The sequence below is a fragment of the Bradyrhizobium sp. 199 genome, assembly GCF_023073355.1.
In the GTDB taxonomy this organism is placed as follows: Bacteria; Pseudomonadota; Alphaproteobacteria; order Rhizobiales; family Xanthobacteraceae; genus Bradyrhizobium.
The window spans coordinates 890,892-905,281 of record NZ_JADPJI010000005.1; the positions used below are offsets into that span (position 1 = coordinate 890,892).

Sequence of the window (14,390 nt, forward strand, 5' to 3'; positions counted from 1 at the left end):
TTGATCGCATCGCGCTTTAGTCGGCGTCAGCGAGCTTCTGCAGAGTCGCACCGAAAATCTGACTGGCCTTGCCGACCAACGCCGTGCCCGTCATCTCTCCGCGCGTTTCTGTGAACGTGCCACTGACGCCGATGCCGACCGGGGCAGGACCGCCGAACAGCGGATTGTCGTCGCCGCGGGGTGAGGTATGGCGTTGCACCAGCACCTCGCCCTTGAAGGTGTTGTTGTCCTTCACCACGTAGCTGCCGATGTAATAGAGGTAGGCATCGCCGCCAAGAATCTTGCCGTCGCGAAAAAGAATGACGCCGCTGCCCTTGCCGGCTCGACCATCGAGCAGGGTCACATGAATCGAATAGAGACCGTTCTTCATAACGTCCCGCGGGCCGGCCGCCATCGCCCAATGGCGTAACCGATCCTGCTTTTATGCCAAAGCGCATCCGCTCGCGCAACGCGGCAGTTTGCCGGCCGGCCGCGGGAGTTGCCGCTTCCAGCCGCAATTGTCCCGTGATCTCCGAACCGAACCGGGTGGGGCGCACCATGGTGTCGCCGATCCACGGCTACATGGGCGTCACCATCCGCTGCTTCATGCCCGGCAGCATGACCTGGCCGGATCGGGCGCATGTCGTTCGGTCGGGCAGGCGCCGCGTCAGGTGTATTTCTTGTCGCGCTCCAGCAGCTCGACGGAGATGCCTTCGGGGCCGCGGATGAAGCAGATGCGCACGCCGGGCCGGATCGTGGTCGGCTCGCGCGTGAAGGTGACGCCCTTGGCCTTGATCTCGGCCGCGACGGCATCGATGTCCTTCACCGTCAATCCGATATGGTCGAGGCCCTGATGCGGGTGCGGAGGCGGCGGGTTGACGGCGCTATCGCCCTCGAGCGGCGCGATGAAGATCCTGGCGCCGCCAAGATTCACGTCGATCCGTCCTGGTGCGTGCACGATCTCGCCCCCGAGGATGTCCCGCAGCCAAGCCGCCGTGGCCTCCGGATCAGGGCTGCGTAGATGGACGTGATCCCAAGTGACGACAACTGGCATTCCAATTCTCCCAACGCGATCGTTCGATGTTGCGGCGCATGTTAGCGGCGCCGGCCGGCGATCGCCACCGTCCTTGCCGATTCGCAACTGCGCGGGAACCTTAGTTCGTCTTCCGGTTTAAGGTAAGCAGTGACCGGCTCCCTCGTTGAATGTGCTTCGGCCGCGATCGGTGATGCAACCATGAACGCCAGGCTCGACCGGATCGGATTGGGGCGCTTCGCCGGAATCGGCGAGAGACTGGCGCGAGGCGTCACGATGGCGAGCGTCTCATTCAGCCGAAGCCTGCTGTGGCTGCTCGCCGCCATCATCGTGGGTTGCGGCGTCTGGATGCTGCTGCCCCTCTCCAAAGGCAATAGCGCTGAGCAGTTGAAGTCGGAGCTGGCAGCAGTCGAGCCGGCTCCTTCGGGCGATCCGGCAGCATCGGCCTCACTGGCTTCCGAAGCTCAGGTACCGGCCATGGCGGACACCGGTCGTCTCAGGATCTCGTCGCAGACCTGGCGCCGCGGCGGCCTTGGCTCAAAAGCCCTGGTGACGTTCACGCTGCGAAACGACAATGACTATGCCGTAAACAATGTCGAGATCGTCTGCGCCTTTACGCGGCGCGACGGCAGTCATCTGACCGATCGCAGCCGCGTGCTGGCAGATCCCGTCAACATGAAGAGCCGCAAGACCTTTGCGCTGATCCCCGTGGGCTATGTCAACGTCAATGCCGATCAGGCGAAATGCTCGTTGGTTGCGGCACGTCGCGCGTAAGGACGGCACGCTCCGGTAGCGGAAAAGTTACCCTCCGTGATCCTTGGCAAAAAACCTCGCGTCGCCATTTGAACCGAACGGCTGGGCCAGGAACCAATCTAGTGATCGCCTGTTGAAGGCGAAGAGCCCACGCGGGGATGCGGGGGGCGGAGCGCGGCCAATGCTCATCTTTCGGTATTTCGTCTTTGTCGGTGGAGCCTTGCTCGCACTGCTGTTTGCAGCGGACTACGTTCTGCCACCGCAACCGATTGCGCAGGCCGCCGCCAACGTAGGCAATGATCAGCCGCTGATCCGGATCCGTTCCGACCGCCATCTGCCCGAGCGTGTCGTGCTCGATACGACCCAGCCCACGATTGTCGCGCCCGCGGTGACGACCGCCGCTGTGGTTGCGCCTCAGCGGCCGATGCAGGATAGCGCCTCGGCAGCGCTCGCCGAGATGTCGGCGAAGGCGCGAGTGCGCGAGACCTTCGCCCAGTTCACGCCGGACGCCAAGGCCGAGGCCGCGGCAGCCAGGAAGAGCGACGGCAAGTTGCAGGCTCAGGCTCAGGCTCAGGCCCAGCAGAGCCAGCCGCAGACGCCTGCGGCTTCGCAGCCTCAGCCCAAGCGCAAGGTCGTGAGAACACATCCGGCCCCGCAGCCGGGCGGGCCGATGGTGGTGGCACAGCGCCCGCAGTTCGGCTTCTTCGGCAATACCTGGTGAGCACGGTTAGCCCGCTTCGAAACGGGGCGGGGAGGGCTTTTTATTCGCCGTCCTCTCTGCTAATTCGAACCCATCCGAACACCGCCCGGTGCGCTGGCTCGTCAGCGTTCGGTCGGACAGGTCTCGGTTTGCGGCCCGGTAGCCCCGGGCCAGGGCGCTCGTAGCTCAGCTGGATAGAGCATCGGATTTCGATTCCGAGGGTCGGGAGTTCGAATCTCTCCGAGCGCGCCAGTCCCCCTGCCGTTCCAGATATGTTCCGAAATGACGCCGATGCCGGGTCACCGTCGCGATGGGCTGCTGCGTCAGACCGCCTGTCAGGATCCGCTTTGCCGCCCACGGGCCAGCGTGTCTGAGGGTGCTTCGTGGAACGTCGCGCGATAGGCTGCGGCAAATTCACCGAGATGGTGGAAGCCCTGGGCACGTGCGCACGTGGCGACGGTGGCGCCGCCACCCCTCAGGAGGCGGCCGCGGGTCGCCCACAGCCTCTTGAGGCGAATGTACTGGTGCAGGCTCATGCCACGCACCTTGCTGACTGCGCCGCCGAGTGTCCGGATCGAGACGCCGAACTCTCCGGCAAGATCGGCGGTGTAGATCGGCGCGGTCGGCCGGGCTGCGACGTAGTCGTCGATGCGCTGCACGAGCTTGATCGCTCGCTCGCCCTGGACCGAGGCGCTCAGATCCAACATCGAATCGATCCCAAACAAATCGTCGAGCGCGAGCAGCAGACCTTCCTGGAGATGGGAGGCCACCTCGCTGGTTTCGAACAGGAGGGGCTGCGCGGACGCGGTTCGCAGGATGTCCCGCAGGAGTTGCCGCGTGTGGAGCAGGGCGCGCCGGTTCGCGACGCGGGCCCGCAAGTCGTCGGCGTGATCGAACCAGCCCCGGTCTCTCAACTCGGGGGAGAAGATGATCATTGCAAAATGATTGGTCTGAGGCTCGACGAAATGGCATTCATCGTTGCCGCGCAGCGTCACGAAGAAGCGCGCATCGAGATCAAGGCCCTTGAAGTTGACTTGAAGTTCGTCGGTCATCGACAGGATCACCATCCCGCCCGGCATTCGATAGGCGGTGTCGAGGATGCGCGCGAACGACCTCATCACCACGATGCGGCACCCTGGGAGGGAGACCACGGCGCGGGCCGCCGCGAAGTTTGCAACGTCGAGCGGAATGCTTCTCGCATCCTCCATCGTCTCGATCGGGCGAAACGCATCGACATCGGCGAAGCCGACCAGTTGAAGCGCGGAAGATGGAGCGAGGGCGTCGAAAAACATGGATCTGGCCGGCTGCCGAAATGTGACAATCAAATGAACGTCGATACATCGCCATCAATGACGGAACAGCATGCTTCAGTAAATCGGATTTCGTGCCGTAGTATTGCGGACATCATGCCTTGAAGCCCTGCAGTTTATGTCACCGTCAATGTTCTCCGCTCATCGCTTGGCGGAAGGCAAGGTCGATGACATGCAGGCGCGTGCAGGCGGGACAGGCGTAGGACGCAAAGCTTCGTCCCTCCTGTCTCAGCTGCTTCTCAAGATGCGTCTGTACGTTCATGCCCGTCTAAGGGCATCGAAAAACGATCAACTCGGCCATCACCGCAGAATGGCAGTGTGGGCCGATTTCATCTTGATCTGGATCAATTTTGGAGTCCCTCCAGCCCGGCGACAGCCGCAAGGAATGATCTTGCAAAAAGCGAAGGGGTCCGAGGGCCCCTTCAGACGTCACCAGCGGCGATAGCGTGGGCCATAGCCGTAATAGCGGGGACCGAAATAGCGCGGCGCATAATACCGCGGGGCGTAATATGGCCGCGGACCGTAATAGTTCGGACGCCACCAGCAGCGTCCCCAGGCATCGCAGACCATGCGGACTTGCTCGACGCCGGAGACCTGCGGCGTCGCAGGTGCGGGCGCGATGGGCATGGCGGATGCCGCCGGTGATGCCGCCAAGCCACCCAACGTGGCGGCGAACATTGCTGCGGCGACGAGGCCGATCTTGAGAGTCATGAGTCTTCCTCTGCTTACAAGATGCAGGATATCGAGGCTGTTCTGATCAAATTGTGGCGGAATCGAAATGTAATGCTGATGAACACATCGTCAGCAAATCCGCTCGGCTCGCCGGCTTCGGCTGCATGGCCGATGCCGTGCCCAGACCTTGACCCTGCGCAATTCGCAAGTCTGCCTCGGCCTTTGGTGTTGCTGGCGTGGCAGAGGCGCGGTGCTTGCGTCCCGGCAAGGTGAACGGGATGCTGGTCATTGCCAATCTGTCGATCTCGCCGGGAGACCTTCTTCGTCATCTTGTGAACGCGCCGGTCCGACAGCGAGGTGCCGGTCTACGAGATCGAGAAGCAATTGCTGCAATGGGGCGCCGCCAAATAAGGGCCTCCGCAGAGGCCGCGCAGCGTCCCTCAGTAGCAGGGGTGCCGGCGGCGGTCCTGGCCGACATAGCCGGCCGCGCTCTGGTAGCAGTGGTTGGTCGACGGGCCGTCGTAGAAGGCGAAGGTGCCGGGGGTGACGCCCGGACCGTAATTGTGGACGTAGCTGATCGGGTAGGGCAGCGGGTTGACGTAACGGTGGTGCCGGTGGTGTCCCCGAGCCTCCGCGAGGCCAGGGGCTAGGATTGCGGCCGACAAGGCAGCAATTGCGGCTACAAGCTTCAACTTGCTCATCTTGATTCTCCGGAACCCGCGCGAATAGGTCGGCCATCTATAGCCATTTCGGGCCTCCGGGGCACCCGTCCGGCGCCCGGAAATCCGGGATGATCCCGCAGATTCCCCGGTGGGTGTGACAGAATTGCCCGAAACGCCGTCCGGCCTGCCCATTTTTGGCCTTTTCAGGGTGCTTAACGAATTCCCCACACAAGTATGACCAAAGACTATTCGATTAAGAATCCCGTCGCCGGCCTTTTGGGGGTCCTTCGAGGCCGGTGCATTCCTGAAGGCTTTCGCCGTCACCTCGCCATGCGCATCACGCTTTTGAGCCTGCTGTTGCTCTGCCTCGCCGCCGCTACGCCGGCGCGGGCCGACCTGCATATTACCCGCGACCACGGCGGCTATGTCGAAGAATACAAGGCCAAGTACAAGCGGGTGCGCGAGAAGGGCGAGCGCGTCATCATCGACGGCATCTGTAATTCGGCCTGCACGCTGGTGCTCGGTATCGTGCCGATGAACAAGATCTGCGTGACGCCGCGCGCCAGCCTTGGCTTCCACCAGGCCTATTACGACAAGGCCTTCACTTTCGGCATCAAGGTCACCAGCTCCGAGGGGACGTCTGACCTGATGGCCTACTACCCCAACACGGTGAAGGACTGGATTCGGCGCAATGGCGGGCTCACCACCGACATGAAAAAAATCAAGAACGGCATCGAGCTCTGGAAGATCGTCGACCCCTGTCCGGAAGAGTGGTGAGCGGCTGGGCTGAGCCGCCGTCTCGCCTCGCAGCGCAGCATCATCAAGACGAAATTCGCATTGCCGCATGAGCCCCCGCTGGGGCAATGAGGGCGGCAATGGACCGCAATCAAGAAGCCCTGACCGCCCGCGCCGCGCCGATCCTGTTCGTCCTGCTCTGGAGCACCGGATTCATCGGCACTAAATATGTCGTCGACAACGCCGATCCCTTGACCTATCTCGCCATCCGCATGGCGATCGTGGTCGGCCTGATGGCGATGATCGCTGGCGTCGCGCGGCCGAAATGGCCGGATCGTATCGGTATTGCGCACAGCGCGGTCGCCGGCATTCTCGTCCACGGCTTCTATCTCGGCGGCACCGCGATCGCGATCGCGCATTCGATCCCGGCCGGGCTCTCCGCCCTCATTCCGGGCCTTCAGCCGATCCTGACCTCGACCATCGCCAATCGCTGGCTCGGCGAGCGGGTGACGCCGGTGCAATGGGCCGGGCTCGTGCTCGGCCTCGGCGGCGTGGTGCTGATCCTGCACAACCGCCCCATGACGGGTGAAGCCGGGCTTGGCTGGCTCGCCTCGGTGGTCTCCCTGATCAGCATCACCCTCGGCACGCTCTATCAGCGCCGCTACTGCAACCAGATCGACTGGCGCGCCGGCAATCTCGTGCAATATGTCGCTGTTACCATCTTCTTCGCGATCGGGGCCTTCCTGTTCGAAGACCGCGTGGTGCACTGGACGCGGGAGTTCGTGCTCGCGCTGGCCTGGCTTGCCGTGGCCCTTTCGATCGGATCGATCGGGCTATTGTACTGGCTGATCCGCCACGCCGCGGCGACCTCGGTCGCGAGCCTGTTCTATCTGGTACCCGCCGTGACCGCGCTGATGGCTTATTTGCTGTTCGGCGAAAAGCTCGATGCGCTGGCGATTGCCGGCATGGCGATGTGCGCGGCCGCGGTGTTCGTCGTCAACCGGCGCTCCTAGGCTGGTACCCCCGGCCGGCAAAATACATCCCTGACGTGCGTGGCACGCTCGTGTTAGGCTGAGCGCATTTCAGTTTCACATTCCCCACGGTGATTTCCATGAAGAAGGCGAGGCGCGCGTTGCTCGGCAGGTCATTGAAGCCGGTCCGGATTGCCTGCATCAACTACGCCGAGGAGATCATAAGCGACCGGATGATGGCGCGGCTCACGGCCGCGCTTCAGAAATGCTACGACGAGCACTTCCTGCCCGTGTGGGGCTACCCCGTCGATCTCGACGTCACCCGCAAGCCGAAGCCGACGGACTGGCAGCTCGTCTATTTCGGCGATGCCACCCACAAGAACTTCCTCGGACGGCACGAGTTGACCCATCGGGGACAGCCGATCTCGAAGGTCTTCGTCAAGGCGCTGGGTGACGAGCCCGTCAGCGTGGCGGCGTCGCACGAGCTGTTCGAGATGGTGCTCGATCCCATGGCCAATCTGTGGGCCGACAAGACCCGCCACACCCAATATGCCTACGAGGTCTGCGACGCCGTGGAGGAGGAATCTTTTCTCGTCAACGGTTTTCCGATGTCGAACTTCGTCTATCCGTCCTGGTTCGAGCCTTTCGGGCATCCCCGCGGCACCAAATTCGACCATATGGGATCGCTGAAGGAGCCGTTCTCGATGACCGAGGGCGGCTACGTCATCAAGAAGGTCAACGGCAGGCGGGTGATCAAGCAGTTCGGCTCGCCGGAAAAGCGGCGGCGCTTCAACGCTGAGGACCGCCGCGGCCATCGCAGCGAATTCCGCGATCCGAAGGGAGAGCATCACCCGGGCCGGCGCGCAGCCAAGCGGCGAGGGTAGGGCGCCGCTGTCTCCGGGTGCGTCCGCACCCGGAGACGCATCCGTTGCGATCAGCGCTTCGCCTTCTTGGCCTTCTTCTTTGACCTGGTGGCTTTCTTGGCAGCTTTCTTGGCGGCCTTCTTCGCAGACTTCTTCGTGGCCTTTTTCGCGGCTTTCTTCGAAGACGTCTTCGCCGCTTTCTTGGTGGTCTTCTTGGCGGCCTTTTTGGCTTTCTTCTTGGCAGCTTTCTTCGGCGTTATTTTCTTCGCGACCTTCTTGGCAGCTCTCTTCACCTGCTTGACGGCGGTGACTGCGGCGTCCTTGGTCGCTTCCACCGCATTGGTGATGCTGTCCATCGCTTGCTCGGTGATAGGCTTCTCGTCGTCCATGTCGTCCCCCATTGTTTGAATGGAGCGATCACGATAGCGGGATTCGAAATTGTGTCAAAGCAGCGCTCAACCTTTGCGGATCTTCGCGTAAGCGGCCAGCGCGCGCTCGCGCCCCCCTGGCATGAACTGCGGGGACGAGGGCGGGATGGTCGGACAGACGAACATCATCACGGGACCCAGATGATGGGCGGCGCGCTTGGGATGGCCAGGGAGGGCCTCGTTTACGATTTGGAAAGCAGGCTGCGACCGTCGTTAATGCGGCCGTAAGCCGATTGCACGAATATGCAGGAATTACGGGGGTCATTCCACTCATGTCCAATATCCTAACGGCGAAGTTCCTGCCGCAGTTCAAGCTCGGCACCAAAGCGGTCCTGTGTGCCGTGCTGCTGATCGCCGTGAACACGGCACTCGTGGTCGGCGCCGGCTACTGGTCGCTGACGTCCGCCTTCAATGATCGCGCATTGCGCGACATCGAGGTCAGTCTGCGCACGTTGGCGCTGGCCTTTACCGAGAACGTGCCGGCCGCCAAGGTCACGATCCGGGAAGGCGCGGTCGCGCGCGCCGAGATCCCCAAGATGCCCGACTTCAATGATCACGCCATCGTGGATCGCGCCGTGTCCTATGTCGGCGGCAACGCGACCCTGTTCGTGTTCGACGATGCGAGCGGGCAGTTCGTGCGACGCTCGACCAACGTGAAGAAGGAAAATGGCGACCGCGCCGTCGGCACCCAGCTTGCCGCCGACCATCCGGGGCAGGCGCCGCTGCGCCGGGGCGAGGCCTATAAGGGGCCGGCCACGCTGTTCGGCAAGTCGTTCATGACGGCCTATTTCCCGGTCGCGGACGGGGCCGGCAAGGTCGTTGGCATTCTCTATGTCGGCATTCCCATGATCCAGTACGAGAGCATGCTGGCCCACGCCATCGAGAGCATGGCAGCGGCCGCCGGGCTCGCCGCGCTTCTGGTGCTGGTGCTGACCCTGCTGGTCGTCCGCCGCGTCACCCGGCCGCTCACCTCGGTCACGCGCTCGCTCACCGCGCTTGCCAACGGCCAGAGCGACGTCGCGATCGAATGCGAGGATCGCGCCGACGAGATCGGCGAGATCGCCCGCACGGTTGCGGTGTTCAAGAGCAACTCGCTTGAGCGGGCGCGCATGCGCAGCGAGCAGGCGGCGGCCTCGGCCGCAGCGATCGAGCAGCGCAAATCCGACCTGCGCAACTTCGTCGTGGAATTCCGCGGCAGCGTCGGCAGCGTCCTCGACAAGGTGCTGACGTCGTCGGGCGAGTTCGAGCGCGCCGCGCGGCAACTCACCGACGTCGCACGCTCCACTGCGGATCTGTCGGCTCAGTCCGCCGGCGCTTCCGAAAATGCCTCCGAACATGTGCGTTCGGCAGCCTCAGCGTCCAACGAGCTGTCTCAATCGATCTCCGAGATCACCCGGCGCGTGCAGGAATCGAACGAGATTTCCGCCGAGGCGGTGCAGCAGGCCGAGGCGACCGACCAGCGCATCGCGCAGCTCTCCGAGGCCGGCGCGCGCATCGGGGACGTGGTCAAGCTGATCACCTCGATCGCCGAGCAGACCAACCTGTTGGCGCTGAACGCCACCATCGAGGCCGCCCGCGCGGGCGATGCCGGGCGCGGCTTCGCGGTGGTGGCCCAGGAGGTCAAGACGCTCGCCGGCCAGACCGCCAAGGCGACCGACGAGATCTCGAACCAGATCGAGAGCATGCAGCTCGCGACCGAGGAATCGGTTGCCGCCATCAAGGCGATCGGCCAGACCATCGAGCGCATCAGCGGCATCGCGGGCTCGATCTCGGCTGCGGTCGAGCAGCAGAAGAGCGCGACCCACAACATCGTGGCCAGCGTTCGCGCCGCGGTGTCGGGCACGGCCGATGTCGCCCTCAACGTCCGTCACGTCGCCGAGGGCGCCAGCGAGACCGGCGAGACCTCGAGCCGGATGCTCGTCTCCGCGCAGGGGCTGTCGGGCGAGAGCCTGCAGCTGAAGGCTGAGGTCGACAGGTTCCTCGACCGCGTGCACGCGGCGTAAGTTGTCACCGTCATTCCGGGGCGGTGCGAAGCACCGAGCCCGGAATCTCGAGATCCCGGGTCTGGTCCTTCGGACCATCCCGGGATGACAATGAGTTATTTCGGCTGCGGCACGATGCGGATGTAGGGCTTCGGCTCTTTCCAGCCCTGCGGGTAGATCGTCTTGGCCTCGTCGTTGGAGACCGAGCCCGCGATGATGACGTCGTCACCCTGCGACCAATCGGCCGGGGTGGCGACGCGATGCTTGGCGGTGAGCTGGAGCGAGTCGATGACGCGCAGGATCTCCTGGAAGTTCCGCCCCGTCGTCATCGGGTAGACCAGCACCAGCTTGATCTTCTTGTCAGGCCCGATGACGAAGACGTTGCGGACGGTCTGGTTATCGGCAGCGGTGCGGGTGAGGGGATCGCCCGAGATCGCGGCCGGCAGCATGCCGTACAGCTTCGAGACGTTGTAATCGGTATCGCCGATCATCGGGTAGTTGGGAGCTGCGCCTTGCGTCTCCTTGATGTCTTCCGACCATTTGGCATGGCGATCGACCGGATCGACCGACAGGCCCATCAGCTTGACGCCGCGCTTATCGAACTCCGGCTTCAGCCTGGCGAGCGCGCCCAGCTCGGTCGTGCAAACCGGCGTGAAGTCCTTCGGATGCGAGAAAAGCAGCGCCCAGCTGTTGCCGATCCAGTCGTGGAACTTGATCTTTCCTTCGGTCGTCTCGGCTTCGAAGTCGGGTGCAGTAGTGCCGATCGGAAGTGTCATGGATCTACCTCATCGTATTGAATTTACTTGAGAATTCGTCTGTGTCGTCGCGGACATTATAGGTCGTTGCCGAGCTGAAGTGAACCGCTTCAAGCAAAATGTGAATTCCTTCTTTGAAGACCCGATGTCCTAGCACTTTTTTGTTACAGCGGCGCCTGCGGCGAAACATCTTCACCGGAGCCGCACGGGGCTCGATTGCCCCGATATTGCCTTTTATGACTTTCATCACGCTCGCCCGGCGCTGCCAGAACCAAAATGGTCCTGATAGCGACCAATTGGCAACCATCTCGAAAAGTCGCGATCGCCGTATCGAATCGTTAACCACCCCTTTACGTCGGCATGAAAATGCTGGCCGATCAGAAGAAGTCTGGAAGTGCATTATGTCTGCCGCTGCGCCTAAGTCTGTTGAGTCGCCGTCCCTGGAACCGTCCTGCCGCGATACCGCGGCCCATGCGCTGAGCATCGTGCGCGACGGCGTGATCACGGGCGAAGGCCCGACCACCAAGGGACGGGTGCATTTCTCCCGCTCGCTCGATGCCGATGATACCGCCTGGTGCACGCGCATCCTGACCGCAAGCGCCGTCAACGACCAGCCCGTCAGCCGCACCGAGGCTGAAGTGCTTTTCGAGATCAACGAGGCCGCGACTGAGCGCACCGATGGCGGCCGCTTCGACGATTTGCTCGCCAAGGCCGTTGCCCACTATGCCGCCAGCGCCTCGGGCCTGAAGGTGCCGCCGCGCAGTGTTGCGCTGTCGGCCGACACCGACATCGAGACCTGGGCGCCGTCCTATGCCTCCAAGGTCAACAGCGAGATGCTGGAGTGGATCGCCGGCCAGATGCGCGGCAAGCGCCACAACAACCGTCGCCTGATGGCGATGGTGGCGACCTTCCTGGGCGCCACCGCGCTGCCTCTGGCGGGCCAGCTGCCGAACGTGTTCGACATTGGGATGTAAGAAGTCGGGCACTTTAAGATTTTTGCGCCTCTCACGAGGAGCATTTGAACGGCGGGGTTATTTCCCCGCCGTTTTTTGTTTGCCGGCGTCGACCGCGAGCCCGAGCGTGCGGCCCGGGAAGCCGGCGGCGTCGAAATAGCGCTGGCTGCCGACGCGCTGGAAGTTCAGCACGGTGGTCAGGCCGCCCTCGGCAGGCTTGGACTTCTGCGTGCCCGCATAGGCCTTTGGCACGGTGCCGTTGGGCATGGCTTCGGACATCACGCGGCCGACCAGCTCTCCCTTCTGCGTAGTGGACAGGCCCATGAGCCGGGCCGCCGTCATGCCGACGTCGGCATTGCTGACCGGCAGCTCGTCGACGAAGCCGGCTTTGAAGTCCGGCCCGATTGCGGCCATGAAGTTCATGGTGTCGCCGCGGCTGAAGCTGCCATGCATGCCCTGGCCCTGGCGCAGCACCGTGTCGGCGACCTGCACCGAGCAGTTGGTCGGCGCCTCGCCGCAGTCGCTGGCATAGGAGCGGAAGTTGACGACGATCGACGGTGTCGGCGTTGCCGACTTGCCGCGCAGATTGATGCTCGACAGCGGCAGCGTGCCGGGGAAGCGGCCGAGCGAGTCCTCGACGAACAGGCCGGAGACGTAGTCCTGCTCGAGCAGCGCCTTGATGGTTTTCGCCGCCAGCTTCTTGTCCTTGTTCGGGAGATAGACGAGGTCGGAGCCGCCATTGGTGGCGACGACGAGATCGGGCTTGGCGGGATCCTTGCCGAGCACGCCGTTACCGGCCTTGGGATGCTTGTTGCCCTCAATCTTCGCGTTCTTGTCGTTGGGATCGAACAGCGGCATGTCGAGCGCCTTGGCAAGATCGAGCGCCAAGAAGCCCATCGGCAGGAAATCCTTCGGCGTGTCGTCATAGCTGATCTTGGCCGAAGGGCTGGTCGTGCTCTCCTTGGAAATGGTGGAGAAGCCGTGGTCGGCCGAGATGATGATGTTGGTCGAGGCGGCGAGCCCGAGTTCGTCGAGCGCCTTGCGGAGCTGGGCGAGGTTGGTGTCGGCGTTCTTGATACCGGCCATCGAGGTCGGGCCGTTGATGCCGGGCTTGATCTGGTTGAGGCTGTCGCCGGTGTTGTGCTGGCTGCCATCGGGGTCGCGCGACCAGAACACGAGAACGAAAGGCTTGTTGCGCGCCTTGAACATCGGCAGCACCACCTTGGTGGCGGCGTCGGCGAAATAGGCCTGCTGCGCGACGTTGGCAGACGTGGTGCCGGGCGTCTTGGCGTCGCCCGCCTTGGAATTGTCGCCGCGCGGCGGCGTGGCGGTGGGCAGGCCGGCCTTGATCAGCGCGTCCTTCACCTCGTCCGATAGCGCGACACCGTTCTTGCCGCCCGTGGCATCGTCGAACACGATCGAGTGCAGGCCGGGCTTTTCGGGCTTGTCGGTATGGTCGAACTGGTAGGTCGGACCATGCTTGCCCAATGCGGCGGTGCTGTATCCCTTGTCACGCGCCAGCTTCAAGAGGGTGTCCTCGTTGAGGTAGTTGCCGTTAAAATGCTCGTCGATGTCGCCGAGCACGGCGTCGTTCTCGATGAAGGGGACCACGGTGTTGCCGGCGGGGACCGAGGTGTAATTGGTCCAGATCGTGTTGGAGAACACGCCGGTATCGCCGAGATAATGGCCCGTCGACATCGCCGAGCCGTTGGCCATGGTGAAGGTCGGGAACAGCGAGTGCGAATTCTTGAAATTGACGCCCTTGTCGCGGACCTCGGCCATGGCGGGCGCCGTTTCGGGGGTGACCTTCAGCGCGCGCAGGCCATCCGGAATGAACAGGATCAGGTTGCGGGGCGTGTTGTTCTGAGCGGAGGCAAGTCCGTTGACAAGTCCGGTGGACAGCACTGTCAGTCCGGCGGACAGCAACACCAGTGAACGGCGCATCAGAATCTCCCTGCGGTGAGGCTTGGCCGCCAACCGCGGCCACCGGTTCGTTTAGTTTCGCTGGATGTCAGTTTTGTTACAAGACCGGAGCGGCATGCAGAGGTGACGGGGAGGGGGCCGGGGCTCCAGGTTTCGTCATTGCTTGCTCTCGTGTCCTGGACGCGATGCGGCACGCAGTGACGCTCCGCGGAGCCGGACCCAGCAAGGCCGCAGCACTCGCTAATGGATGGGCCCCGGCTCTGCAGCGCACCGCCGCGCCGGACGATGCTTCGCAAATGCGCTACGCTGCGTCCGGGGCACGGGACTGTTGTTGAATAGCTGACATGGGATCGCATCCTCGCGGCGTGTTCGCCCGAGCTTTGCTTTTTGGTCTCACCCTCGATTGGAAGAGGGGCGCAGGGAAGACCGGGTGCCGGCCGGGCACCCACGGTCCACTGTGCGAAAGGTGGCAACAAGAATTTGCACAGCGGCATACAGGTGAAGCCAAACAACCGGCCTTCCCTGCGCAGTGGTTTTACGGCTTATGTCGTGCTCTCCCCGGGGAGCGATGCACTATTGCCCCCGTCGCCCTGCGGATGACTGACGCATGCGTCCGGTTGGACGACACGCATCACCACAAGACTTGACGCACAGACCCCGGGCGCCAGGAC

At 63.3% G+C, this 14,390-nt stretch carries 16 protein-coding genes and 1 tRNA gene; 8 read left to right on the forward strand and 9 right to left on the reverse strand.

Translation table 11 applies throughout. The annotated features are described in order from the left end of the window. Positions 1-16: 16 nt before the first annotated feature. Positions 17-370 carry a GrlR family regulatory protein gene (locus IVB28_RS12630; RefSeq protein ID WP_247526504.1) on the reverse strand — a complete coding sequence of 118 codons (354 nt, stop codon included), beginning with the start codon at positions 368-370 and terminating at the stop codon, positions 17-19. 276 nt (positions 371-646) lie between these two features. Continuing rightward, positions 647-1,033, reverse strand: a complete 387-nt coding sequence (locus IVB28_RS12635; RefSeq protein ID WP_247526505.1) for a VOC family protein — start codon at positions 1,031-1,033, stop codon at positions 647-649. Between the two features lie 180 nt (positions 1,034-1,213). Between IVB28_RS12635 and IVB28_RS12640 the strand changes: the two genes are divergently transcribed. The 3 genes from IVB28_RS12640 to IVB28_RS12650 all read left to right on the forward strand — a co-directional run bounded on the left by IVB28_RS12640 (position 1,214) and on the right by IVB28_RS12650 (position 2,717). Then, complete coding sequence (locus tag IVB28_RS12640) at positions 1,214-1,786, forward strand: hypothetical protein (RefSeq protein WP_247526506.1); 573 nt, start codon at positions 1,214-1,216, stop codon at positions 1,784-1,786. 160 nt (positions 1,787-1,946) lie between these two features. Next, on the forward strand, positions 1,947-2,486 hold the full coding sequence (locus IVB28_RS12645) for a hypothetical protein (RefSeq protein WP_247526507.1): 540 nt from the start codon (positions 1,947-1,949) through the stop codon (positions 2,484-2,486). A 154-nt stretch (positions 2,487-2,640) separates the two neighbouring features. After that, positions 2,641-2,717, forward strand: a tRNA-Arg gene (locus IVB28_RS12650). 83 nt (positions 2,718-2,800) lie between these two features. Here IVB28_RS12650 and IVB28_RS12655 read toward each other — a convergent pair. The 4 genes from IVB28_RS12655 to IVB28_RS12670 all read right to left on the reverse strand — a co-directional run bounded on the left by IVB28_RS12655 (position 2,801) and on the right by IVB28_RS12670 (position 5,148). Next, positions 2,801-3,757 (reverse strand): AraC family transcriptional regulator, encoded by a 957-nt coding sequence (locus IVB28_RS12655; RefSeq protein WP_247526508.1) that lies wholly within the window; start codon positions 3,755-3,757, stop codon positions 2,801-2,803. 447 nt (positions 3,758-4,204) lie between these two features. Beyond that, entirely contained in the window at positions 4,205-4,486 is a 282-nt protein-coding gene (locus IVB28_RS12660) for a hypothetical protein (protein WP_247526509.1), read from the reverse strand. Between the two features lie 46 nt (positions 4,487-4,532). After that, positions 4,533-4,736 carry a hypothetical protein gene (locus IVB28_RS12665; protein WP_247526510.1) on the reverse strand — a complete coding sequence of 68 codons (204 nt, stop codon included), beginning with the start codon at positions 4,734-4,736 and terminating at the stop codon, positions 4,533-4,535. A gap of 151 nt (positions 4,737-4,887) precedes the next feature. Continuing rightward, positions 4,888-5,148, reverse strand: coding sequence for a hypothetical protein (locus IVB28_RS12670; protein ID WP_247526511.1), 261 nt, complete (start codon positions 5,146-5,148; stop codon positions 4,888-4,890). 291 nt (positions 5,149-5,439) lie between these two features. Between IVB28_RS12670 and IVB28_RS12675 the strand changes: the two genes are divergently transcribed. The 3 genes from IVB28_RS12675 to IVB28_RS12685 all read left to right on the forward strand — a co-directional run bounded on the left by IVB28_RS12675 (position 5,440) and on the right by IVB28_RS12685 (position 7,699). Next, entirely contained in the window at positions 5,440-5,886 is a 447-nt protein-coding gene (locus tag IVB28_RS12675) for a hypothetical protein (protein WP_247526512.1), read from the forward strand. A 98-nt stretch (positions 5,887-5,984) separates the two neighbouring features. Continuing rightward, positions 5,985-6,857 carry a DMT family transporter gene (locus IVB28_RS12680; RefSeq protein WP_247526513.1) on the forward strand — a complete coding sequence of 291 codons (873 nt, stop codon included), beginning with the start codon at positions 5,985-5,987 and terminating at the stop codon, positions 6,855-6,857. Between the two features lie 98 nt (positions 6,858-6,955). Further along, positions 6,956-7,699 (forward strand): hypothetical protein, encoded by a 744-nt coding sequence (locus IVB28_RS12685; RefSeq protein ID WP_247526514.1) that lies wholly within the window; start codon positions 6,956-6,958, stop codon positions 7,697-7,699. Between the two features lie 50 nt (positions 7,700-7,749). Here the strand turns inward: IVB28_RS12685 and IVB28_RS12690 are convergent, their stop codons facing one another. After that, positions 7,750-8,067 (reverse strand): histone, encoded by a 318-nt coding sequence (locus IVB28_RS12690; protein ID WP_247526515.1) that lies wholly within the window; start codon positions 8,065-8,067, stop codon positions 7,750-7,752. A gap of 311 nt (positions 8,068-8,378) precedes the next feature. Between IVB28_RS12690 and IVB28_RS12695 the strand changes: the two genes are divergently transcribed. Further along, positions 8,379-10,109: a Cache 3/Cache 2 fusion domain-containing protein gene (locus IVB28_RS12695; protein ID WP_247526516.1), complete on the forward strand. Its 1,731-nt coding sequence runs from the start codon at positions 8,379-8,381 to the stop codon at positions 10,107-10,109. A gap of 95 nt (positions 10,110-10,204) precedes the next feature. On the opposite strand, the gene IVB28_RS12700 is transcribed toward IVB28_RS12695, so the two are convergent. Further along, positions 10,205-10,864 (reverse strand): peroxiredoxin, encoded by a 660-nt coding sequence (locus tag IVB28_RS12700; RefSeq protein ID WP_247526517.1) that lies wholly within the window; start codon positions 10,862-10,864, stop codon positions 10,205-10,207. Between the two features lie 380 nt (positions 10,865-11,244). Between IVB28_RS12700 and IVB28_RS12705 the strand changes: the two genes are divergently transcribed. Further along, the gene (locus tag IVB28_RS12705; RefSeq protein ID WP_247526518.1) at positions 11,245-11,817 is read left to right on the forward strand and encodes a hypothetical protein; all 573 of its coding nucleotides are present in this window, start codon (positions 11,245-11,247) and stop codon (positions 11,815-11,817) included. Positions 11,818-11,874: 57 nt separating this feature from the next. On the opposite strand, the gene IVB28_RS12710 is transcribed toward IVB28_RS12705, so the two are convergent. Further along, a complete protein-coding gene (locus tag IVB28_RS12710) occupies positions 11,875-13,740 on the reverse strand; it encodes a nucleotide pyrophosphatase/phosphodiesterase family protein (RefSeq protein WP_247526519.1) in 1,866 nt (621 codons plus the stop codon). Between the last annotated feature and the right edge of the window lie 650 nt (positions 13,741-14,390).